At 62.1% G+C, this 22079-nt stretch carries 13 protein-coding genes and 1 tRNA gene; 10 read left to right on the plus strand and 4 right to left on the minus strand.

All coding sequences use genetic code 11. From position 1 onward, the window contains the following. Positions 1 to 275: 275 nt before the first annotated feature. Complete coding sequence (locus tag HMPREF2879_RS07355) at positions 276 to 1643, plus strand: hypothetical protein (protein ID WP_049350338.1); 1368 nt, start codon at positions 276 to 278, stop codon at positions 1641 to 1643. Between the two features lie 384 nt (positions 1644 to 2027). On the opposite strand, the gene hrpA is transcribed toward HMPREF2879_RS07355, so the two are convergent. Next, the gene (hrpA, locus tag HMPREF2879_RS07360; RefSeq protein WP_070635154.1) at positions 2028 to 6566 is read right to left on the minus strand and encodes an ATP-dependent RNA helicase HrpA; all 4539 of its coding nucleotides are present in this window, start codon (positions 6564 to 6566) and stop codon (positions 2028 to 2030) included. 285 nt (positions 6567 to 6851) lie between these two features. Here hrpA and HMPREF2879_RS07365 point away from each other — a divergent pair, with 285 nt between their 5' ends. Beyond that, positions 6852 to 7313: a helix-turn-helix domain-containing protein gene (locus tag HMPREF2879_RS07365; protein WP_005506503.1), complete on the plus strand. Its 462-nt coding sequence runs from the start codon at positions 6852 to 6854 to the stop codon at positions 7311 to 7313. Positions 7314 to 7386: 73 nt separating this feature from the next. Here the strand turns inward: HMPREF2879_RS07365 and HMPREF2879_RS07370 are convergent, their stop codons facing one another. The 3 genes from HMPREF2879_RS07370 to HMPREF2879_RS07380 form a co-directional block, all read right to left on the minus strand. Then, positions 7387 to 8520: an alpha/beta hydrolase gene (locus HMPREF2879_RS07370; protein WP_246822933.1), complete on the minus strand. Its 1134-nt coding sequence runs from the start codon at positions 8518 to 8520 to the stop codon at positions 7387 to 7389. Positions 8521 to 8534: 14 nt separating this feature from the next. Further along, a complete protein-coding gene (locus HMPREF2879_RS07375; protein ID WP_239669225.1) occupies positions 8535 to 9473 on the minus strand; it encodes an NADP-dependent oxidoreductase in 939 nt (312 codons plus the stop codon). 239 nt (positions 9474 to 9712) lie between these two features. Then, positions 9713 to 9786, minus strand: a tRNA-Arg gene (locus HMPREF2879_RS07380). Positions 9787 to 9860: 74 nt separating this feature from the next. Between HMPREF2879_RS07380 and argS the strand changes: the two genes are divergently transcribed. From argS to prmC, 8 genes are all read left to right on the plus strand, one after another. Beyond that, positions 9861 to 11525, plus strand: coding sequence for an arginine--tRNA ligase (argS, locus tag HMPREF2879_RS07385; protein WP_070635155.1), 1665 nt, complete (start codon positions 9861 to 9863; stop codon positions 11523 to 11525). 82 nt (positions 11526 to 11607) lie between these two features. Beyond that, on the plus strand, positions 11608 to 13128 hold the full coding sequence (locus HMPREF2879_RS07390; RefSeq protein ID WP_070635156.1) for a diaminopimelate decarboxylase family protein: 1521 nt from the start codon (positions 11608 to 11610) through the stop codon (positions 13126 to 13128). A gap of 316 nt (positions 13129 to 13444) precedes the next feature. After that, positions 13445 to 14734, plus strand: coding sequence for a homoserine dehydrogenase (locus tag HMPREF2879_RS07395; RefSeq protein WP_070616553.1), 1290 nt, complete (start codon positions 13445 to 13447; stop codon positions 14732 to 14734). A gap of 157 nt (positions 14735 to 14891) precedes the next feature. Beyond that, positions 14892 to 15992, plus strand: a complete 1101-nt coding sequence (gene thrC / locus HMPREF2879_RS07400; protein ID WP_070635157.1) for a threonine synthase — start codon at positions 14892 to 14894, stop codon at positions 15990 to 15992. A gap of 123 nt (positions 15993 to 16115) precedes the next feature. Beyond that, positions 16116 to 17084, plus strand: a complete 969-nt coding sequence (gene thrB / locus HMPREF2879_RS07405) for a homoserine kinase (RefSeq protein ID WP_049363912.1) — start codon at positions 16116 to 16118, stop codon at positions 17082 to 17084. A 511-nt stretch (positions 17085 to 17595) separates the two neighbouring features. Continuing rightward, positions 17596 to 19749 (plus strand): transcription termination factor Rho, encoded by a 2154-nt coding sequence (gene rho, locus HMPREF2879_RS07410; RefSeq protein WP_070635158.1) that lies wholly within the window; start codon positions 17596 to 17598, stop codon positions 19747 to 19749. Positions 19750 to 19891: 142 nt separating this feature from the next. Further along, positions 19892 to 20974: a peptide chain release factor 1 gene (prfA, locus tag HMPREF2879_RS07415; RefSeq protein ID WP_049337341.1), complete on the plus strand. Its 1083-nt coding sequence runs from the start codon at positions 19892 to 19894 to the stop codon at positions 20972 to 20974. A gap of 153 nt (positions 20975 to 21127) precedes the next feature. Next, the gene (prmC, locus tag HMPREF2879_RS07420; protein WP_070635159.1) at positions 21128 to 22030 is read left to right on the plus strand and encodes a peptide chain release factor N(5)-glutamine methyltransferase; all 903 of its coding nucleotides are present in this window, start codon (positions 21128 to 21130) and stop codon (positions 22028 to 22030) included. The last annotated feature ends 49 nt before the right edge of the window (positions 22031 to 22079 follow it).

Below are 22079 nucleotides of genomic sequence, written 5' to 3' on the forward strand. Positions count from 1 at the left end.
CCGCACCTTCCGAAAGCGACATCAGGGTGCCCGCCCGGGCGCTCTCCGCAGCGAAGCAAGGAGAAGCGGAGCGTCCGGGTGTGGTGGGTTCCCCTGCAGGAGCGCAGGAAAGGAGCGGCGCGAGGTGTCCTAAAGCTCCCGCACAGTGGGCTAGCCAGGGATTTATGTTAAAGCTGAGGTTCAAGGTATGCTTTTCCTCGGCGTCCGGGCGCAGGCCTGCAGGCTCCCGCATCCGCGCCACAAACACATCACCCCACCCGAATAAAGGGCATACCATGTCTACATCTCTGACCCGCCGCAAGCTCGTCGCCGGTGCAGCCTGGGCGGCACCCGTCGTCGCCGCCTCCGCAACCATCCCCTCCTACGCGGCATCCGTCGCCGCAACCAACGACTGCACCCTCGCCGCACACCCGGCGTACAACATCTCCGGCACCGAAGAAGGCACCAAGACCGTGCAGACCTTCGCAGTGCCCGACAATGTCCACAAGCTCCACTTTGAACTGGTCGGCGGCGCGGGCGGCACCAACAATCGTATGACCCCCGCCGGCTCCGGCGCGAAGGTCAGCGGCATCGTCCCCGTCACCCCCGGCTCCACCGTGCAGATTATCGCCGCGGCAGGCGGTATCGGTGACGGCTCCCTCACCCCCACCGCAGGTGGTGAAGGATACGGCAACGGCGGCTCCGTACCCGCCTACACCATCCCCGCCACCATCACCGCGCAGGTCGACGCCAAGTATGCGGACCCGGCAAACTCCAAGAGCCAGGTGTACGCTGCATCCGGCGGCGGCTCCTCCGCGCTGCTCATCGACGGCGTCGTCGTAGCTGTAGCAGGCGGCGGTGGCGGCGCGGGCATGACCACCTCCGCCGTGTCCTACGCAGACCCCTGGTACTCCAACTTCAACGGCCAGATCGACGCCGGTGTGGCGCCCCTCGGCTCGGACGCATCCCCGCAGTTCGATGCGGCGGGTAGCGCCTCCGCAGCGGCGGGCTCCAACGGCACCCCCGGCTACGAAGTCTACAATGCGGAACGTTCCAAGGTCCTGACCTACAACTCCGGCTTCGGCGGCGCAGCGGGTATAGGCGGTGCAGGCGGCGCGGCAGGCACTCTGCCGGCTAGCGGCCCCATCATCGGCTTTGAAACCACCAACAACCAGGTGCTATTCAGCCAGTTTGTTGCCGGTAACGCGGGCACGAGCGGCTTCGCGGGCAACGGCGGCGATGGTGCGGGCGCATACTCCTACCAGCTGGATGAGAACCCCGCCAGCGTGCACGAGAAGGGCACCTACGAGGACCGCAGCTGGGACCTGGACATCTACAACGATGAGGGTGCGTACGCGCAGAACTTCAACGGCTACCAGTCCGTGGTGTCCGGCGGTGGCGGCGCAGGTTACGGAGGCGGCGGTTCCGGCGCGGCACAGTCCGTTTCCTCGATTGTGCTGATCCAGAAGTGGCTGAACAGCCCGACCGGTGTGCGCCAGGGCCTGGGCTACACGATGCAGGGCGGCGCCGGTGGCGCGGGCGGCTCGTACATCGCCCCGTCCGTGACTGATGGCTCCATCGTTTCGGCTGAGAACGCGCCGCAGTGGATGCGCGAGCGCGGTAACGGTTCGGTGACGGTAACTTTCTGCGAGGCGGCTGCCTAAACGCTTCTCCCGCTGAGAGGCGGTGTTCGTCCTCGCTCCTACAGGGGCACCCGCCCTCGCAGAGCTCGGGCACCCTGATGTCGCTACGGACGACACCGCCTTTCCGCGCTAGGTTCCCGGCTTAGCTTGCGCTGTGAACGGCAAAGAGCCCCCACACGATTACCTCGTGTGGGGGCTCTTTGCTTGTGCTGCAGGTGCAGCCGTGTTTTCCGGAAGCGCCCTCAGGGTGTCAACCCGGACGCTCTCCGCAGCGAAGCAAGGAGAGGACGGAGCGTCCGGGTGACGGGTGCCCCTGCGTAGGCGCGGAGGAAACATGCGGCGCACCTACACCTGAGTAGGAGCGAGGACGAACACCGCCATCCGCACAAGACGTAATCTCACAAGCTAGCGTTTGATGGCGTCCAGCGCCTCACGCTGAGCCTTCGCAATGCGCTTCTCAGACACCGTGTAGGCGGTACCGAGCTCCTGGGCGAAGAAACTGACGCGCAGCTCCTCAATCATCCAGTTCACGCGGCGGAGCGCATCCGGCACGATGGTGCCGGCCGGCAGCGACTTGACCGCGTTATCGTAGGAATCCTCAAGATCCTGCACCGTGAGCATCAGCTGGTTGTCGCGGTGTAGGTTCGGGCCGAGCTTCGTCAGGCGCACCTGGGCGGCCTTCAGGTAACGCGGCAGGTGAACCAGCTGATCGTAGCCGGTCTGCGCCACGAACCCGGGGTAGACCAGGTTCTCCATCTGTGCCTTCACGTCGGAGACGGCGTGCATGGTCGTCAGCGAGGTGGCCTTCTTGATTGCCTTCTTCAGCGCGGTGGCTTCGGAGAGGATTTCGGCGACGAGCTTGGTGACGTCGAAGACCGTCTCGATGAGTTCGGCACGCACGTGCTCGTAGAGTTCGCTGTATTCGGTGTGAGTGAAGATGGGGGTGTGCGGCACGAGGTGGTCGAGTGCCGCGACGGTGCAGTCGCGGATGAGTTCGTCGATGGAGCCGTGCGGGTTCTGCGTGAAGACGATTTTCTCCTTGTGAGAGAGGTGTTCGCTCACGTAGCGTACGGGCGAGGGCACCTGCAGTTGGAGCAGGCGGATGATGCCGCGACGCTGCGCGTGCAGCTGCTCTGCTTCGGTGGGGAAGATGCGCAGACCCACGCTAGAGCCTTCGTCCACGAGAGCGGGGTAGCCGTTAACCGCCTGGGTCGCGATGACACGCTGTACCTTGCGGGGGATTTCTCCGTTGGGGAAGAGGTCGGCGGGGAAGGCAGTGAGGCCGGTGACCTCGCGTACTCCGCCGGATGCACCCGCCTCGGCCTGGGTGCCCTTCGCCGGGTTCTTCGCGCCCTTTGCGCTGCCCGGACGAGCGGAGCCACCCGAGTTGCCCGAGCCGCCTGAGTTGCCTGATCCACCCTGCGCGAGCGCAACCATCTTCGCCATGGCCTCGTCGGATGCACCGAGCGAGTCGGCGAGGGCGCTGCGAATCTCCTTGTGTAGCTGCTGCTGCAGGGCTCGCAGGTCCTTGCCCTCACCCAGGATTTTGTTGCGGGCGTTGCGCACCTGGAAGCCCATCTTCAGGTGCTCGGGCACGGCGTCCCAGTTGAAGGCCTCGGGCTCGACAACGACGCCGCGCAGGCGGCGTAGTACGAGTGCCAGGGAGGGGAGCAGCTCGTCGGTTGCGGGGGAGTAGTCTTCCTCGAGGGCGGCGCAGGCGGCGCGCGCCACGTCGGGTGCGGGCACGAAGTTGCGTCGAATCGCCTTGGGCAGCGACTTGATGAGCGCGGTCACGAGCTCGTGGCGCAGGCCGGGGATCTGCCAGCGGAACGGTTCGTGGCTCAGCTGGTTGAGGAAGAGAATCGGCACCTGCACGGCCACACCGTCGCGCTTGGCGGCTTCGGTGCGGGCGCCTCCTACACCTGCGGTGGGGGCGTATTCGTAGCGCAGGTCCAGGGTGAGTTCGCCGCTGTCGGTGCGCTGCACCCACTGGCGGGGGAACTGCGAGTCGTCGTAGTCGGCGGCTTCCTCATTGATGAGCTTTTCGGGGTTGAAGTCCAGGTAGTTGTCGTCTTCGAGACGTGCCTGCTTCCACCACTTGTCGAAGGCGCGCACGTCGGTCACGTGGGCGGGGATGCGTGCGTCGTAGAAGGCGAAGAGCACGGAGTCGTCCACGCGCAGGTCGCGGCGGCGCAGGCGTGCCTCAAGCTCTTCAACCTCGGCGAGGGCGCGCTGGTTGCGCAGGTAGAACTTGTGCTGGGTGTGCCATTGGCCTTCGACGAGGGCGGACTGGATGAACAGTTCGCGGGCTGCGGCGGCGTCTACGCGGGCGTACTGTACGGGGCGGTCGGCGTAGATGGTCAGACCGAAGAGGGTGCCCTTGGCGTAGGCGACTGCCGCGCCGGAGCTGAGGGACCAGTGCGGTTCGGAGTATTGCACGCTGATGAGGTGCTTGCCGATTTCTTCGATCCACTGCGGGTCGATGGAGGCGTTGGTGCGCGCCCACAGGCGGGAGGTTTCGACGAGTTCGGCGGAGAGCACCCAGTCGGGGCTCTTTTTGAACAGGCCGGAGCCGGGGAAGATCGCGAACTTGGTGCCGCGTGCGCCGAGGTATTCGCGGGGGCCACGGTTGCGTCCCTTGGAGTCCTTTTCGCGTTCTTCCTTGGCGCCCACGTGCGAGAGCAGGCCGGAGAGCAGGCTCTTGTGGATGTCGATTTCGTGGGCGGAGGCATTGATGTCCCTGCCGCCGCTGGCGTGAATGTTGGCGGTGCGTCCCATTTCGCGCAGCTGCGCGAAGAGGTCCTGCCATTCGCGGATGCGCAGGTAGTTGATGTATTCGCGGTGGCACATTTTGCGTAGCTGCGAGGAGGACAGCGCCGCCTGCTGCTCGTTGATGTAGTCCCAGAGCAGCAGGAAGGAGGAGAAATCGGAGGTGTCGTCGACGAAGCGAGCGTGCATCGCATCGGCTTCGGCGCGCACATCGGCGGGGCGTTCGCGCGGGTCCTGGATGGTCAGGGCGGCGGCGAGCACCATCATTTCCTTGGCGCAGTTGCGGCGGCCGCCTTCAATGATCATGCGGGCCAGGCGCGGGTCCACGGGGAATGCCGCCATGGCTCGGCCGATGGCGGTGAGGGTTGCGCTATTGCCGCGGCCCTTGCGGGGCTGGCGGGGGCGTTCGGTGAGCGCGCCGAGTTCGCGCAGCAGGTTCACGCCGTCATTGATGGCGCGGGATGCGGGCGGCTGCACGAACGGGAAGCGGGAGATGTCGCCGGGTTCGCGGACCACGCCGATTGCGATCATCTGCAGGATGACGGCTGCGAGGTTGGTGCGCAGAATTTCGGGGTCGGTGAACTCGGGGCGTGAGTTGAAGTCTTCCTCAGAGTAGAGGCGGATTGCGACGCCGTCGCTGACTCGACCGCATCGACCGGAACGCTGGTTGGCGCTTGCCTGCGAGATGCGTTCGATGGGCAGGCGCTGAACCTTGGTGCGTGCCGAGTAGCGGGAGATGCGTGCGGTGCCGGTATCGATGACGTACTTGATGCCGGGTACGGTCAGCGAGGTTTCGGCAACGTTCGTGGCGAGCACGATGCGCGGGCGCGATCCGGGGGAGAATACGCGGTGCTGTTCGGCGAGCGAGAGGCGCGCGTACAGGGGTAGCACTTCGTAGTTCAGGCGCGGTGACTTGAGAACCATTGCCTCGATGGCGTCCTTGGCGTCGCGGATTTCGCGCTCGCCGGAGAAGAAGATGAGGATATCTCCGGGTGCCTCCTTGGAGAGCTCCTTGATGGCGTCGAGAATCGCGTCGGTGGGGTCGCGGTCTTCGGCCACTTCCTCGTCATCCAGGTAGAGCTCGTCGCCTTCGAGGGGGCGGTAGCGGATTTCCACGGGGTAGGTTCGGCCGGACACCTCAATGATGGGTGGCGCATCGTCGGGCAGAATCGCTTCGGCGATTTCGCGTTCTTCGGCGCTGAGGTTTTCGTCGACGATGCCCTTGCCCGGCACGTAGCTGGGGGAGAAGTGGCGTGCGAAACGCTCCGGGTCGATGGTCGCGGAGGTGATGATGACCTTCAGATCCGGGCGCTGCGGCAGGATGCGCTTGAGGTAGCCGAGGATGAAGTCAATGTTCAGGCTGCGTTCGTGCGCCTCGTCAATGATGAGGGTGGAGTAGCGGCGCAGCAGCTTGTCGTTCTGAATCTCGGCGAGCAGAATGCCGTCGGTCATGAGCTTGATAGCGCTGTGTTCGCCCACTTCGGAGGTGAATCGCACCTGGTAGCCGACGGTTTCGCCGATTTTCTGGCCGAGTTCTTCGGCGATGCGTTCGGCCACGGAGCGTGCGGCGAGTCGGCGCGGCTGGGTGTGGCCGATGAGGCCCTTCTCTCCCAGGCCCAGGTCGAGGCACATTTTGGGGATCTGGGTGGTCTTACCGGAGCCGGTTTCACCCGCGATGATGACAACCTGGTTGTCGCGGATCGCGTTCATGATGTCTTCGCGACGTTCGCTGACGGGCAGCTCTTCAGGGTAGGTGATGACCTCGGGAATGAGCGGCTCGTAGCGGCGCGGTGCCGGGCGGTTCTGCTGGTTGCCCTTGTTATCGCCCTGCTGGATACCCTGCTGGTTGCCCTGCTTGCGGGCGCGGTTGGGACCGCCTGCGCGTCGGTTGGAGCGGGAGGCGTTGGAGTTGCGTTCGGAGGTGCCCCGGGAGGAGTTCTTGCGGTCTGCGTTATTCTTCTGGGCACTGTTCTTCTGTGCGCCCTTCTTTGGGGCGCCGTTTTTTACCGCGTTGTTCTCAGTAGTTGCGGTCTTGCCAGCGGCTTTTTCTGCGGTCTTTTCGGAGGTTCGTACCTTTGCCGCGTGGATTGCGGCGGCCATGCTCGCCATGGTGGGGGCGGTGCGGGGGGCCTTAGAAGTATCTGCGTGTTTCTTCGTGGATTTCTGCTCAGACATATCCTATCCAGTGTACTCGCCTTGCCCGCGGTGGGCTTGGGGTGTGCTTTGTTTGTCATATTTGGGGTTGTTCGCGGGAACCCCGGGGTGGGCGGCGGGGGAATACAGGCCCCAGGAGAGCAGTTAATGTATAATAAATGACATCAAATGCTATCTACAGAATTAATAATTATTCATCTGAATTTTATGCACCGTAGATGCGAATTAACTGCGCTTCTTAACTTTCTTTCGATAGTTTCGTTCAACTGCTACAGTGGTGAATAACACAGTAACGAAGGAGTGACTATGCCATCACCAAAGACGTACCCGGCAACACGTGTTGCAGTGTTGGATTGCTGCGAAGACGGACAGCACGAAGAAATTCACCACCGCTGCGAAGAGCTCTTCCAAGCCCTCGTTCACGCGAGTCTGCGCACCCACTTCGACCGCCTCAGCGCCGAAGAAACCCTCTACCTGGTCACCGGCGACGGCGAGCGCGTACAGATTTCCCCCGAAATGTACGGACCCCTCACCTCCGTAGCGCGCGCATTCGCCGACCGTAAGGACGTCTGCGTGGTACGCCAGGACCGCCTCATGACCACGCAGGAGGCGGCAGACTACCTGGGCGTATCCCGCCCGACCGTTGTTCGCCTGCTGGAGCGCGGAGATATTCCGTTCGAGCGCATTAACACGCACCGTCGCGTTGCTTTTGACGACCTCGAACGTTACCGCCTCGAGCACGAATACGTGAACCGCCGCGTTCGCTAAACCCGCATCTGGTCGATTACTTTCTGATCAATCACCCAGACCGGACAGCGCGGTTCTAGAAAGCGCGGTTGAACTAAACAGTACGGTTGAAGAACTGCAGCATCTGCTGAACAATATCGGGGCTAAAACAGCGCGAATCCCCGTGTTCGGCATCCGGAACCAGCACCAAATCGGTAGGCACCTGCCGCGTGCGCAGCGCCTGATACACCCGCACCGATTGCTGGTACGGCACACACGAATCACTAATACCGTGCACGAGCATGAGGGCAGTGGCACCGCCGCTCGCACCCTGTGCAGAGGCACTTTCGACCTTATTCACTCGTTTCTGGGGGCGTACCGCATCAATAGGATGCGCACGCTCCCAGTTCTTTTGGGCGCGCTCGATGCAGACACCGGGAACCGCCCGCTCACCCTTGGACGCGTCGATAGTAGACACATCTGCGGGTACGGGGTAGGTGCTTCCCAGCAGTCGCCATTCGGCGCCATCATCCTCGGGATGATCGAGGGCGTAGCCAGCCAGAGGGCGATCGGTGAAGATGGTCCTCAAATCGCTGACCCCGTAAAACGAAGCCGCCGCCGCCACCTGCGAACTATGGGACGGGTAGGCGCTTGCCGCCCTGCCCTCGAAGTATTCGTCGTGCTTGGCGTGCTCGGGTATGCTCGCAGACTCCCCAAATACAGAGTCACCGGCGGCGGAATCTCCCGTATGCGCAACCATCATGCTCAGGTGCCCGCCGGCGCTTCCGCCCGCTACCGCAATGCGCTGCGGATCAATACCGAATTCGTGCGCGTTGGCGCGGAAGAAACGCACCGCCTCCTTCACATCGTGCAGGGCACCCGGGAAGAGTGCCTGATGCGAATACCGGTAGTTGATGGACGCGACCGCCCAGCCTGCCTGCTGAAAAGCGGTGCGCATGAGCGCCTGGGTGTTGGGCTGCTCCCCGCCAGGGGTGCGCAGGATAGTGTCGCGTAGGGCCTGGTTGGTGCCGAAGCGCCAGGCGCCACCGTGAACCCACACCAGCAGTGGCGCGGGGGAAGAGATATCCTCGGTCGCGGGGAAGAAGTCGTAGGCGAACGCCTCGCGAGTTACCGGCGACTGCGCGCCATAGTCGGGTAGCGAGTGGGCATCGTAAAAGCCCGCCTCGCGGTAAAAACCAGAGCGGTAATCGGTATTCTCAACGGTCGGCGCGTTCTCAGAAGTCTGCATGAATCAGCGCCGCGTTAGGGAACCAGCACGATCTTGCCGCGGGTGCGACCCGTCGCAACCAGGGCGTGAGCCTGCGCAGCCTGCGAAAAATCAAGCACCTGATCCACGTGCACCTTCAACAGGCCCAAGGACATGAGGCGGGCAATCTCCTGCATCTGCGTGCGGTCCGGGTGAACCGTCAGCCACTGCGCCTCGAAGCCGCGCTCACGCGCAACATCCAGCGGGTCGGGGCTGGTCAGGGTGACAATGCGGCCGCCGGGAACCAGCACCTCCAGCGAATCGAGGAAAGTCTGCTGACCGGTGGAATTGAGCACCACGTCCATGGTCTGGCCCAGTACGGCGCGGAAATCCTCGGTGCGGTAATCAATGGGCTGGGCACCCAAAGAGCGCACAAACTCGTGGTTCGCCGCGGAGGCGGTCGCAAAAACCTGAGCGCCAGCCTGCGCAGCCAACTGAACGGCGAGATGACCGACACCTCCGGCACCGGCGTGAATGAGCACGCGCTCACCTTCCTTCAATCGCGCCACTTCGAAGAGCGCCTGGTATGCGGTCAGCGCCGCCAGGGGAGCGCCGCCCAACTGCGCGCAGGGAACATCGGCGGGCACCTTCACCAGCTGATGTGCCGGGGCAAGCACATACTCGGCGTACGCGCCTGCGGGGGCGGGGAAAGACACCAGACCGAAAACGCCGTCGCCCACCTTGAAACCCGTGTAGTCACCAGCGGTGGCAACCACGGTGCCGGCAACATCCCAACCGGGAACGAACGGCTTGTACGACGGGTCGGCAAGCTGAGCTGCGGGGCCCAGACCCTTGCGGGTGGTCAGGTCAATCGGGTTCACACCGGCGGCAACCGTCTTGACGAGCACGTGACCGCGCACCGGGGCGGGGATAGGCACGTTTGCTTCGTGCAGAACGCTTTCGTCGCCCCATTCGGTGAGCTGAATCTGGCGCATGGTGGTCACGGGTTTACCTCCGCTGTTGTGGCTTAAAGTTCGGGTTGAGTTGAACAGTGTGCGCGTTTCCCTATTCTCTCAAGGGTGCGAGCGTTGCCACAACAGGCAGGAGGGTAGTGTCCACCCTCTGAAGTTGAAGAGGGAGCTGCCCAGCATGGCCGCTAAATAAAAAGGAGCCGATACCCGAACAATACGCCTCGGATATCGGCTCCCGTGTTCCCTCTCGAATAAGAACATCGTGCCCCTGAAAGGATTCGAACCTTCGACCCCCAGTACCGGAAACTGGTGCTCTAATCCGCTGAGCTACAGAGGCAACCCACCTATGGTATCAGATATGCACTAGATAAAGGGTCAGGCGCCTGCCAAGGCTTGCTAGAATAGTTTGTTATGACTCCTGAAGAACTCTCCGAAGCCATTGCGCTTGCCCTTGAAGAAACCATTTCCTCCGGCCAGCTGACCCTCGTGGAGGGCGCTGAACTGCCCGCCGTCCGAGTGGAGCGCCCCAAGTCCCGCGAACACGGCGACTGGGCAACCAACGTCGCTCTGCAGCTCGCCAAGAAGGTGGGCAAGAACCCGCGTGAGGCAGCAGCTCTTCTGGCAGAGAAGATTAGCGCCATCCCCGGTGTTGCATCCGTAGATATTGCTGGCCCCGGCTTCCTGAACATCACCCTGGACGCCGCAGCTGCCGGTGAGCTTGCCGCCACCATCGTTGAGGCTGGTGAAGCATACGGCCGCAGCGACAAGTTCGCCGGTAAGACCATTAACCTTGAGTTCGTCTCCGCGAACCCCACCGGCCCCATCCACCTGGGCGGTACCCGCTGGGCTGCCGTCGGTGATGCGCTCGCCCGCGTCCTTGAGGCTGAGGGCGCTAACGTCGTGCGTGAATACTACTTCAACGACCACGGTACCCAGATTGACCGTTTCGTGCGGTCCCTGATTGCCGCTGCTCGCGGTGAGGAGACCCCCGAGGACGGCTACGCTGGCGCGTACATTGTTGACATTAAGGACCAGATTCTGGCTCAGCGCCCCGACGCGCTTGAGGCTGAGAACCCCGAAGAGATTTTCCGCGAAATCGGTACTCACCTGATGTTCGATCAGATCAAGGAGTCCCTGGCGGCATTCGGTACTCACTTTGACGTGTTCTTCCACGAGAACTCCGTGTTCGAAGGCGGCAAGGTGGACGCCCTGCTTGAGACCATGCGCGAGAACGGCCAGCTCTTCGAAGCTGACGGTGCATGGTGGATGCGCACCACCGACTACGGCGATGATAAGGACCGCGTGGTCATCAAGTCTGACGGCAACCACGCCTACGTGGCGGGTGATATCGCCTACTACCAGGACAAGATGACCCGTGCAGTAAACCCCGCTGACGTGGCGATTTATATGCTCGGCGCTGACCACAGCGGCTACGTGGGCCGTCTGAAGGCTATCGCCCAGATTCTTGGTTACCGCGCCGACCAGATTGAGGTCATGATCGGTCAGCTGGTAAACCTGGTCAAGGACGGCAAGCCCGTCCGCATGTCCAAGCGTGCTGGCACCGTGGTCACCCTCGAGGACCTGGTCGAAGCTGTGGGCGTTGACGCAGCCCGCTACGAGCTGACCCGCTACTCGGTGGACACCCCCATCGACATTGACCTGGGCCTGCTGACTTCCAAGAGCAACGAGAACCCGGTCTACTACGTGCAGTACGCTCACGCACGTACCGCCGCTGTGGCACGTAACGCCGCGGAGGCTGGCGTGAAGGTTGAGGACGGTGTGGACACCTCCCTGCTCGACTCGGCTGCTGACGGCGAGCTGCTGGCTGTACTCGGCCAGTTCCCCGCTGCTGTGCGTGATGCCGCGAAGTTCTACGAGCCGCACCGCGTGAACCGCTACCTGGAGCAGCTCGCTTCGGCGTACCACAGCTGGTACGGTGTCTCCCGCGTCACCCCCAAGGCGGATGAAGAGGTCACCGACCTGCACCGTACCCGCCTGCTGCTGAACAACGCGGCACAGCAGGTGCTGGCTAACGGCCTGAACCTGCTGGGTGTGAGCGCACCCGAGCGCATGTAATACTCTCGTTTCAACCCCCGACCCGGTGCTACCGGGGCGGGGGTTGAGCGTATGCCGGCAAGATAGCTAAGAAAGAGATACGATGAGCGAAGCCCGCGCCCTCTACGCCCCCGAATGGCTCACCTACCCCGAGCGCCCCGAGGCCCTGTCCCGCACGATCTGGACGGATTCCTTTACCCGCAATAATCAGGGCGAGCTCTGCATTGATGGCGTGACCGTCAGCGACCTGGTTGCTGAGCACGAAACCCCGCAGTACGTCTTCTCCGAGACGACCTTCCGCGCCCGCGCCCGCGCCTACCGCACCGCTTTTGAGCAGGCTTTCGCCGCGCACGGTGCGAAGGTGAGCGTTTACTACGCCGGTAAGTCGTTCCTGTCTACCGCTGTGGCGCGCTGGGCGACCGAGGAGGGGCTGTGCCTGGATACCGCCTCCGGTGGTGAGTTGGCGTTGGCTCTGCGCGCGCAGGTGCCCGGTGCGAATATCGCCCTGCACGGTAATAACAAGTCGGAGGCTGAGATTGCCCGCGCGATCCGCAACGGCCTGGGCCGCGTGGTGGCTGACTCGGTGGACGAGCTCAAGCTCATTGAGCGCGTGTACGCCGAGCTTGCCGCCGAGCGTGTGGCTGAGGGCGAGGAGCCGTACGCCCCGGTTCCGGTGCTGATTCGCATCACCCCCGGCGTGCATGCCTCGACCCACGAATCCATTGCGACCGCGCACGAGGATCAGAAGTTCGGCATGTCCCTGCAGCCCGGCACCGCCGCGCTTGCTGGTCTGGATGAGGAGGAGCTGGAGCACTGGGGTGTTGAGGCTACCGATTCTTACGCGGCTCTGGCAGCCGCGATTCTGAACGCGACCGATTCCCTGGATTTCCGCGGTATTCACTGCCATATTGGTTCGCAGATTTTTGAGGCGGAGGGCTTTGAGCAGGCGGCTACTACCGCCCTGGAGTTCATGAACCGCCTCAACCGTGACCTGGGCGTGACCCTGCCGGAGCTGGACCTGGGTGGTGGCTACGGCATCGGCTACACCGAGGCGGATCACCCCCGCTCCATTACCGAGGTGACCGAGTCGATTGCCGCTTCCGTCGCGGCAACCTGTGAGAGCCTGGGCATGGCGATTCCGCATATGTCGTTTGAGCCGGGCCGCTCCATTTCTGGTCCTTCGGGTGCGACCCTGTACACGGTCGGCACCATTAAGAACGTGAGCATTGAGGACGAGAACGGCGAGATTCGCGTGCGCCGCTACGTTTCGGTGGATGGCGGTATGAGCGATAATGCCCGCCCGGTGCTGTACGAATCGGATTATTCGGTGACCCTGGCGAATCGTGCCCCGGCGGGGGAGCAGGTGCTCTCTCGCGTGGTGGGTAAGCACTGCGAGTCTGGCGATGTGGTGGTTCGTTACTGCTACCTGCCTGCTGACCTGCAGGCTGGCGATATTTTGGCGGTTCCGGCGACCGGCGCGTACTGCTATGTGCTGGGTTCGAACTATAACTTCTTGACTCGCCCGCCGGTGATTGCCACTGCTGAGGGTAAGCCTTCTCGCGTGATGATTCGTCGTCAGCGTGAGGAGGATATGTTGGCGCTGGATATGGGTTCGGATATCTAAGAACGGATATCTAAGAACCCATTCTGACATCATGAAAAGCCGTGAAGTTCCCGTCTCTGCCATGGACGCCGTGAGGTGGCGGTTGCGGGTGGGGTCTTCACGGTTTTGTGCGTTCACAACATGACAGAAGATAAGGTTCACCTCATCACTGTGAGGGATACCTCATCTCAGAGAGTAAAAGTCGCAGCTTGAGGCTGCTGAGCCGTCCCCGGCTCTTGATAAAGTGGTTGTTGAGTGCGTGCTCTGCGCCGCATCCACACCGTAGCCCGAAGAGATACCGGGGCGAACCCGGAACAGACCGTAGAAAGAGACTATCGTGGCTGAAAAGATCAAAGTAGCACTGCTCGGTGCCGGTAATGTCGGTTCCCAGGCTGCTCGCATCCTGGTCGAGGATAACGCCGTCCTTGAAAAGCGCATTGGCGCCCCCGTGGAGTTGATCGGTATTGCTGTGCGCGATACTAATGCATCCCGCCACTGGAATGCGGACCCCTCGCTGTACACCACTGACGCTGAATCCCTGATTGATGCGGCGGATGTGGTCATCGAGCTGACCGGCGGTATTGAGCCGGCTCGCACCCGCATTCTGCGTGCTCTGAAGGCGGGTAAGTCCGTGGTCTCCGGCAACAAGGCGCTGCTGGCTAAGCACGGCGTGGAGCTGCAGGCTGCCGCTGATGAGTCCGGTGCTCAGCTCTCTTACGAGGCTGCTGTTGCGGGTGCTATCCCGATTCTGCGCCCCCTGCGTGACTCCCTGGCTGGTGACCGTGTGACCCGCGTTCTGGGCATCATGAACGGCACCACCAACTACATTCTTGATCAGATGGACACCACCGGCGCATCCTTCGCGGACGCACTGGCTGAGGCTCAGAAGCTCGGCTACGCGGAGGCTGACCCGACCGCTGACGTTGAGGGCCACGATGCCGCGTCGAAGGCTGCGATTGTTGCTTCGCTGGCGTTCCACTCTGACTTCACCATCGATGATGTGCACACTGAAGGCATTACCTCCATCACCGCTGATGATGTTGCGGCTGCGGATGCTGATGGTTACGTCATCAAGCTGCTGGCCATTTGTGAGCGCGAGGGTGCGGACGGCGCGAACATTCGCGTGAACCCGACCCTGATTCCGCGTCAGCACCCGCTGGCTGGTGTGCACGGTGCGTTCAACGCTGTGTTCGTTGAGGCGGAGAACGCTGGCGAGCTGATGTTCTACGGTCCCGGTGCGGGTGGCGCTCCGACTGCTTCGGCTGTTCTGGGTGACTTTGTGTCTTTGGCTCGTCGCCTGGTGCTGGGCGGTCCCGGTGTTCCGGAGACTTCTCACGCTCAGTTGCACGCAACTAGCCTGGATAACGTGATTTCTCGCTACTCGGTGGGTGTTCTGGTGGAGGACCGTCTGGGCGTTCTGGCGAATATTACCCGTATCCTTGCCGAGCACGGTATTTCTGTTGATTCTCTGCGTCAGTCCACCCCGAAGGAGGGCGCGGCTCAGATTCGTATGGTGACTCACTCGGCGAAGGATTCTGATCTGCGCCGTGCGATTGCTGTGATTGATGCTCTGGACACTGTGCGTGAGGTGAACTCGGTCATCCGCGTGGAGTCCGAGAAGCATTAAGGCTCAAAAGCATTATCTATGTGCGGCACGCGCCGCTCACTAAACGTGCGATGTTCGCTTGCGGGTGCATCGCTCACTAACTAACCCGCGTACCCGCTACCGCGCCCGACCTATGGGAGGTCCGGCGGGCGGGGCGCCAAGATTGAAGGAGAAGCCAATGGCACACGTGTGGCAGGGCGTTATCAATGAGTACCGTGACCGTCTGCCCTTCGCAGACGATGTGAAGGCTGTGACCCTGGGCGAGGGCGGTACCCCGCTGATTCACGCGCCGGCACTGTCTGCTGAGACCGGTAACACCGTTTACCTGAAGTTTGAGGGTATGAACCCGACCGGTTCGTTCAAGGACCGCGGTATGACCAGCGCGATGACCGCTGCTAAGCGTGACGGCGCGAAGGCTGTTGTGTGTGCTTCGACCGGCAACACTTCCGCTTCGGCTGCTGCGTACGCTCTGCAGGCTGGTATGCGCTGTGCAGTGCTGGTTCCGGACGGCAAGATTTCTATGGGTAAGCTGTCTCAGGCGATTGCTCACGGTGCTGACATCATTCAGATTGACGGCAACTTCGATAACTGCCTGGAGATTGCTCGCAAGCTCAGCGAGAACTACCCGGTGTTCCTGGTGAACTCGGTTAACCCTTACCGTATTGAGGGTCAGAAGACCGGTTCGTTCGAGGTTGTTGACACCCTGGGTGACGCTCCCGATTACCACCTGCTGCCGGTTGGCAACGCGGGTAACATCACCGCGTACTGGAAGGGCTACAAGGAGTACTCTGAGCCTTACACCAACCGTGACGGTGAGGTTCTGGAGCCTGTTGCGACCAAGCGTCCGATCATGTGGGGTTTCCAGGCTGCTGGTGCTGCACCGATCGTTGCTGGTCACCCGATTGAGGCACCGGAGACCATTGCGACCGCGATTCGTATCGGTAACCCCGCATCGTGGGAGAAGGCTGAAGCTGCTCGTGACGAGTCCGGCGGCGTGATTGAGGCTGTCACCGATGAGGAGATTCTGGAGGCGCACCGCTGGCTGTCTTCCCGCGAGGGTGTCTTCGTTGAGCCGGCTTCGGCTGCCGGTGTTGCGGGTCTGCTGAAGAAGCACCGCGCCGGTGAAGCTCCCGAGGGTAAGACCATCGTCATCACCGTGACCGGTCACGGTCTGAAGGACCCCCAGTGGGCTCTTGAGGCTGTGAACGGCGTGAAGGTTGAGCCGACTAAGGCTCCCTTCGACGTGGTTGCTGTGGCAGATATTCTTGATTTGAACTAGTCTGTTCATACTACGATGTGCACTCCGTCCCGTGTTTGCGGGGCGGGGTGCACCTGCATGACAGCCCCTTTTTGTATCTTTCACCTATTCACTCATTACGTCACCGATCGCGAGGTTCTTCTCATGTCTTCCCTGCATATTTCTGATATTCCGGTGGGCGCGTCCGTTAAGGTTCGCGTTCCCGCTACGAGCGCTAACCTGGGTCCCGGCTATGACAGCATGGGTTTGGGCCTTGGCTTCTACGATGAGCTGGTTGTTGAGCGCATTGAGTCCGGCCTGGAGTTTGAGCTCAGCGGTGAGGGTAGCGCGGATGTTCCTCGCGACGAGAGCCACCTGGTTTTGCAGGCGATGAAGGCTGGTTTTGCGGCGGCTGGTTTGGATGAACTGCCGCCGGTGAAGCTGATTGCTGATAATAAGATTCCGCATTCTCGCGGTATGGGTTCTTCGGCGTCGGCTATTGTGGCGGGTGTGGCCGCGGCGAGCGGTCTGCTGCCGGAGGAGCACCGTCTGAGCCGTGAGCAGATGCTACAGGTCGCCTCCGATATGGAGGGCCACCCGGATAACGTAGCTCCGGCGATTTACGGCAACCTGTCGGTGTCTTGGGGCGAGATGGGTAACTGGAAGACCGTGATTATTCCGGTGCATCCTGACGTTCACCCTGTGGTGGCTGTGCCCGATTATGAGGTGTCGACGAAGCTTGCCCGTTCGCTGATTCCTGCGCAGATGCCCCACGTTGAGGCGGCGGCGAACTCGGCTCGTGCGGCGCTGCTGGTGCGCACCCTCTCTGATACTCCCGAGTACCTGATGGATGCGACCGTGGATTACCTGCATCAGGGTTACCGCGTGACCGCGATGGAACCGTCGGCTACGCTGGTTGCGTACCTGCGCGGTCAGGGTTTTGCGGCGGTGATTTCTGGTGCTGGCCCGACCGTTTTGACCTTTGCCCACGGCGATGAGCAGGTGCGACAGGTTCAGGACGCTATTGCCGAGTTTGAGGCGACCCACCCTAGTAGCGTTATTGCGGATCGCCGCCTGAACTGGCGGGTTCTTCCCCTTGAAATTGACACTGAAGGTGTTATAGTTACTCAGTAGGACGTTATTAGTTCGTCCTACGTTGAGGTTCGCCCGTCGTTCAATGTAGACCGTCGATACTATCCTTCGTAACGTACTTCCGTTTCCCCTGATGCCTCAGATGCTTTTTGTGTCTGAGCGGGAACCGGCAAGGTTCGGGGGAGTGCCTTTGGGATTCATGTCTTTCTTTATTTCTGACGCATAAGGAAGACTGTTCTGAGGGTTCGGTTTCGCGGCGGGTGCCCTTTCAAAGTGACCAATCCGTCCTCTTCATCTCGTGTAGATGGTTCTATAGATGATGGTTTGGGCTTGCCCACATTTGTGATAGAGCGCCTTATCTTCCGTGTGTGCTCGCTGTGTCTGAATCAGCGGGTACGGTAAGAGACGCGAACCGCCTCCAGTGCGGTTCGAGGGAGTCGAAGGTGCAGACTGCTGTTTTCTTTCGGCAGTGTCTAAACCTTTGACCGCGCTATAGCGCCCGCCCGATCTTTATTCTGAAGATTTTCAGGGCTTATAACCAAAGGAATTGTAGTTGGCAAAGAATATTGTTGTCACCGATGAGTACGGTACGGCAGCTGCCGCACCGGAACTTGCAAACTTGAAGGTCGCGCAGCTGCGTGTCCTCGCCCAGCAGCTTGGTATCCGCGGCTATCTGAAGTTGAAGAAGGCCGAGCTGGTTCAGGCTCTTGAGGAGCATCAGCGTGGCGGCGCCGTAGCCGCTCCTGCTGCGCCCAAGTCTGAAGCATCTAAGTCTGAGGCGCCCGCTGAGGCTGCTGAATCTGCCCAGGCCCCCGTAGCTGAGACGACTGAAGAGTCTAAGCCTCGCCGTACCCGCCGTACTCGCGCCCAGAAGGACGCCGAGGCGAAGGCTGAGAAAACCGAAAACACTGAGGCTGCTGAAGCCCCCGCTGAGGGCGTTGAGAAGGCTGAAAAGTCTGAGAAGCGTACCCGCTCCTCTCGTTACGAGACTCCCGCTCAGAAGCGTGCGCGCGCTCGCCGTGCCGCTGAGGGTGAGGACGCATCGGCTGAGATGAACGAGAAGGCGGAGAAGCGTACCCGCCGCACCCGTAAGGACGAGAATCCCGCTGAGCTTCCTCCGCTGGATGTGCGCGCTGAGCTGGCCGCTGAGCGTATTGGCGAGCGTTCGGAGCAGATTGACCTGCCCGGTAACTCTGCTGAGCTGAAGGCTGCTACCGCTGACGGCACCGCGAGCCTGGACAGCCTGAACGCTGCCCTGGATATGACTTTTGGTACCCCCGACGGTGAGAAGAGCTCGAAGCGTACCCGCACTCGTGAGCGTCGCCGCGATCAGGATGGTGAGCGTACCGAGCGCCGCACTAAGCGTGACCGTCAGGCTGAGCGTGCAGAGCGCAGCACTGAGCGTAGTGAACGTGCCGAGCGTAAGGCTGCTGAGCGTGCAGAGCGTGCCGAGCGCACCGAGCGCACCGAGCGTACTGAGCGCCGTTCCAAGCGTGACCGTCAGGCTGAGCGTGCTGAGAAGCAGGCTCGCCGCCGCGAGGAGAACGAGCCTCGCCTGAGCGAAGACGATGTGCTGGCACCGATTTCGGGTGTTCTGGACATTCTCGATAACTACGCTTTCGTGCGTACCACCGGCTACCTGCCCGGCACTAATGACGTGTACGTCTCCCTGGCTCAGGTGAAGAAGTACAACCTGCGTAAGGGTGACCACGTGCTCGGCGCGATTCGCGTGCCGCGCGAGGGCGAGTCGAATAACCGTCAGCGTTTCAACGCGCTGGTTCAGGTTGAGGCGATTAACGGTCAGAGCGTTGAGGAAGCAGCGAACCGCCGCGTCTTCTCGAAGCTGACTCCGCTGTACCCCAAGGAGCGTCTGCGCCTTGAGACCACCCCGAAGAAGCTGGGCACCCGCGTGGTTGACCTGGTGTCCCCGATTGGTAAGGGTCAGCGTGGTCTGATTGTGTCCCCGCCGAAGGCGGGTAAGACCCTCATGCTGCAGTCCATCGCGAACGCAATTACCGTGAACAACCCGGACGTGTACCTGATGATGGTCCTGGTGGATGAGCGTCCTGAAGAAGTGACCGATATGCAGCGCACCGTTAAGGGTGAGGTTATTGCCTCGACCTTCGACCGCCCGGCTGAGGATCACACCACTGTGGCTGAGCTGGCTATTGAGCGCGCAAAGCGTATGGTGGAGCTCGGCTACGATGTGGTCGTGCTGCTGGACTCCATGACCCGCCTGGGCCGCGCATACAACCTGGCGGCTCCCGCATCCGGTCGTATCCTCTCCGGTGGTGTGGATTCTGCCGCACTGTACCCGCCGAAGAAGTTCTTCGGTGCTGCCCGCAACATTGAAGAGGGCGGCTCGCTGACCATTCTGGCTACCGCCCTGGTTGAGACCGGCTCGAAGATGGACGAAGTGATCTTCGAAGAGTTCAAGGGCACCGGTAACATGGAGCTGCGCCTGTCCCGTCAGCTGGCGGATAAGCGTATCTTCCCGGCGGTTGATATTAACGCTTCTGGTACTCGCCGCGAGGAGAACCTGCTCTCCCCGGATGAGATCAAGATTATGTGGGGTCTGCGCCGTGCCCTGGCGGGTATGGAGCCTGAGCAGGCTCTGGGCGTTCTGACCAACCAGCTGCGTAAGACTGAAAGCAACGTGGAGTTCCTTCTGACGGTTCAGAAGAACGGTCTGCGTCTGGTCGACTAAGGCTCGTATCTCACGCGCCCCACCTCCTCATGTGGGTGGGGCGCGTGAGACGTTCGTTTTGTGCATCCCCGTTGTGAGGGGTGCGAGATGTCTAGTGCCTGCCCGTGCGGCGTAAAGTGCGGGAGATGGAAGAGAGAACAGAATGTTTGAATCTATTCAGGTTCTGCTGGATGAGCACGCTGACCTGCAGAATCAGCTGGCGGACCCCGCCGTGCAGGCGAACCAGGGTAAGGCACGCCGTGTGGGCCGCCGTTACGCGGAGCTGACCGGTATTGTGACTGCGTACAACAAGTACACTTCGCTGAAGGATGATCTTGAGGCTGCTCGCGAGATGGCTGATGAGGATCCGGATTTCGCGGCGGAGATTCCCGGCCTGGAGGAGGAGCTGGAGGTTGCTCAGGAGAAGCTGCGCCGCCTGCTGATTCCGCGTGACCCGGATGATGGCCGTAACGTCATTCTTGAGGTGAAGGCTGGTGCCGGTGGTGACGAGGCGGCTCTGTTCGCTGGTGACCTGCTGCGCATGTACATGCGTTATGCCGAGAACAAGGGCTGGAAGACTGAGATTATTTCTTCGACCAGCACCGATGTTGGCGGTTACAAGGACGCACAGATCGCTATTAAGGGCTCCTCGAATGAGCCTGCTGAGGGCGTGTGGGCGCACCTGAAGTACGAGGGCGGCGTGCACCGCGTGCAGCGCGTTCCGGCGACCGAGTCGCAGGGCCGTATCCACACCTCCGCCGCCGGTGTGCTGGTGTTCCCCGAGGTGGACGAGCCCGAGGAAATCGAGATTAACCAGAACGATCTGAAGATTGACGTGTACCGTTCTTCGGGCCCCGGTGGTCAGTCGGTGAACACCACCGACTCGGCGGTGCGTATTACCCACCTGCCGACCGGTATTGTCGTGGCGATGCAGAACGAGAAGTCTCAGCTGCAGAACCGTGAAGCTGCGATGCGCGTGCTGCGTGCGCGACTGCTGGCTCACCAGCAGGAGCAGATTGACGCTGAGAACGCGGCACACCGTGCTTCGCAGGTGCGCACCATGGACCGTTCGGAGCGCATCCGTACCTACAACTTCCCGGAGAACCGCATCGCCGATCACCGTACCGGATACAAGGCGTACAACCTGGACGCCGTGCTGAACGGTGACCTGGAGCCGGTGGTTCAGTCCGCTATTGAGATGGACGAGGCGCACCGCCTCGCTCAGGTGGGCCAGGAGCAGAAGTAGTTCCGCACGCCCCGCCCGTAGGAGCGGGTGGGTCGGCTGAACGTAGGATGGGGTCATCGTGTCACACGATGGCCCCATCTGCATTTACGAGGCTCGGTAGCCCGAGCTCCGTTCCCGTCTTTGGCGGGGGAACGTACAGAAGAAGGAAAGCTCATGAAGGTGAATGTGCACGACCCGCGCGGGGAAGAGCTCGCGCAGGTGCTCACGCGCGCCACCGCGGCCCTGGCGCAGGTACCCAGCCCCCGCGTGGACGCCGAGCTCCTCGCCGCGCACCTGCTCCACGGCGGTTCTCGCGCCGAGCTACAGCGGGCCCTGCTCCTGGGGGAGCGGCTCACCCAGGAGCAGGTCGCCGAGTACGAGGCGCTGGTCGCCCGCCGCGCCGAGCGCGAGCCGCTGCAACATATCACCGGGCGCGCTCCCTTCTACCGGCTGGAGTTATCGGTCGGTCCGGGCGTATTCGTACCCCGGCCCGAAACGGAACTACTCGTCGAAGAAGCCCTCAAAGTGCTGAGCGCACGCGCTGAGTCGGCGACCGGTGGGTTGCGCATCGTCGACCTGTGCACGGGTTCCGGCGCCATTGCGGCGGCGGTCAAGAGCGAACTGCCGAACGCCCAGGTCTTCGCGGTGGAGCTCTCCGAAGACGCCATCCCCTACACCCGCAAGAACCTGGAGCCGCTCGGCGTGCACCTGGTTCAGGGGGATGCCCTCACCGCCCTGTCCGAGCTCGCCGGAACCTTCGATGCGGTGCTCTCCAACCCGCCGTACATTCCGCCGGCGAACGTGCCCGCCGACCCGGAGGCCGCCCTGCACGACCCGGACATGGCGCTGTACGGCGGGGGAGCGGACGGCATGCAGATGCCCTCGGCAATCGCCGCCCGCGCCTTCGAGCTGCTGGCCCCCGGCGGCTTCTTCATGATGGAGCACGACGACACCCAGGAAGAGGCCGTCGCTGAGCTCCTGGCGCGCGTTGGCTTCGAGCGGTGCTACCCGGTACGGGACCTGAACGGCAGGCCCCGGCACAGCGCGGGCTACAAACCTGCCGCCGCGGGCTCCTAGCATCAGGGCCGACTTCTAGCCTCCGGGCCGGGCGAGGCCGCCGAACGGA

Source organism: Rothia sp. HMSC069C04 (genome assembly GCF_001812895.1).
GTDB lineage: Bacteria > Actinomycetota > Actinomycetes > Actinomycetales > Micrococcaceae > Rothia.

Coding starts and splice junctions, on each gene's coding strand:
- HMPREF2879_RS07355 (WP_049350338.1), top strand. CDS start 276: ATGTCTACATCTCTGACCCGCCGCAAGCTCGTCGCCGGTGCAGCCTGG.
- hrpA (WP_070635154.1), bottom strand. CDS start 6,566: ATGTCTGAGCAGAAATCCACGAAGAAACACGCAGATACTTCTAAGGCC.
- HMPREF2879_RS07365 (WP_005506503.1), top strand. CDS start 6,852: ATGCCATCACCAAAGACGTACCCGGCAACACGTGTTGCAGTGTTGGAT.
- HMPREF2879_RS07370 (WP_246822933.1), bottom strand. CDS start 8,520: ATGCAGACTTCTGAGAACGCGCCGACCGTTGAGAATACCGATTACCGC.
- HMPREF2879_RS07375 (WP_239669225.1), bottom strand. CDS start 9,473: ATGCGCCAGATTCAGCTCACCGAATGGGGCGACGAAAGCGTTCTGCAC.
- argS (WP_070635155.1), top strand. CDS start 9,861: ATGACTCCTGAAGAACTCTCCGAAGCCATTGCGCTTGCCCTTGAAGAA.
- HMPREF2879_RS07390 (WP_070635156.1), top strand. CDS start 11,608: ATGAGCGAAGCCCGCGCCCTCTACGCCCCCGAATGGCTCACCTACCCC.
- thrC (WP_070635157.1), top strand. CDS start 14,892: ATGGCACACGTGTGGCAGGGCGTTATCAATGAGTACCGTGACCGTCTG.
- thrB (WP_049363912.1), top strand. CDS start 16,116: ATGTCTTCCCTGCATATTTCTGATATTCCGGTGGGCGCGTCCGTTAAG.
- prfA (WP_049337341.1), top strand. CDS start 19,892: ATGTTTGAATCTATTCAGGTTCTGCTGGATGAGCACGCTGACCTGCAG.
- prmC (WP_070635159.1), top strand. CDS start 21,128: ATGAAGGTGAATGTGCACGACCCGCGCGGGGAAGAGCTCGCGCAGGTG.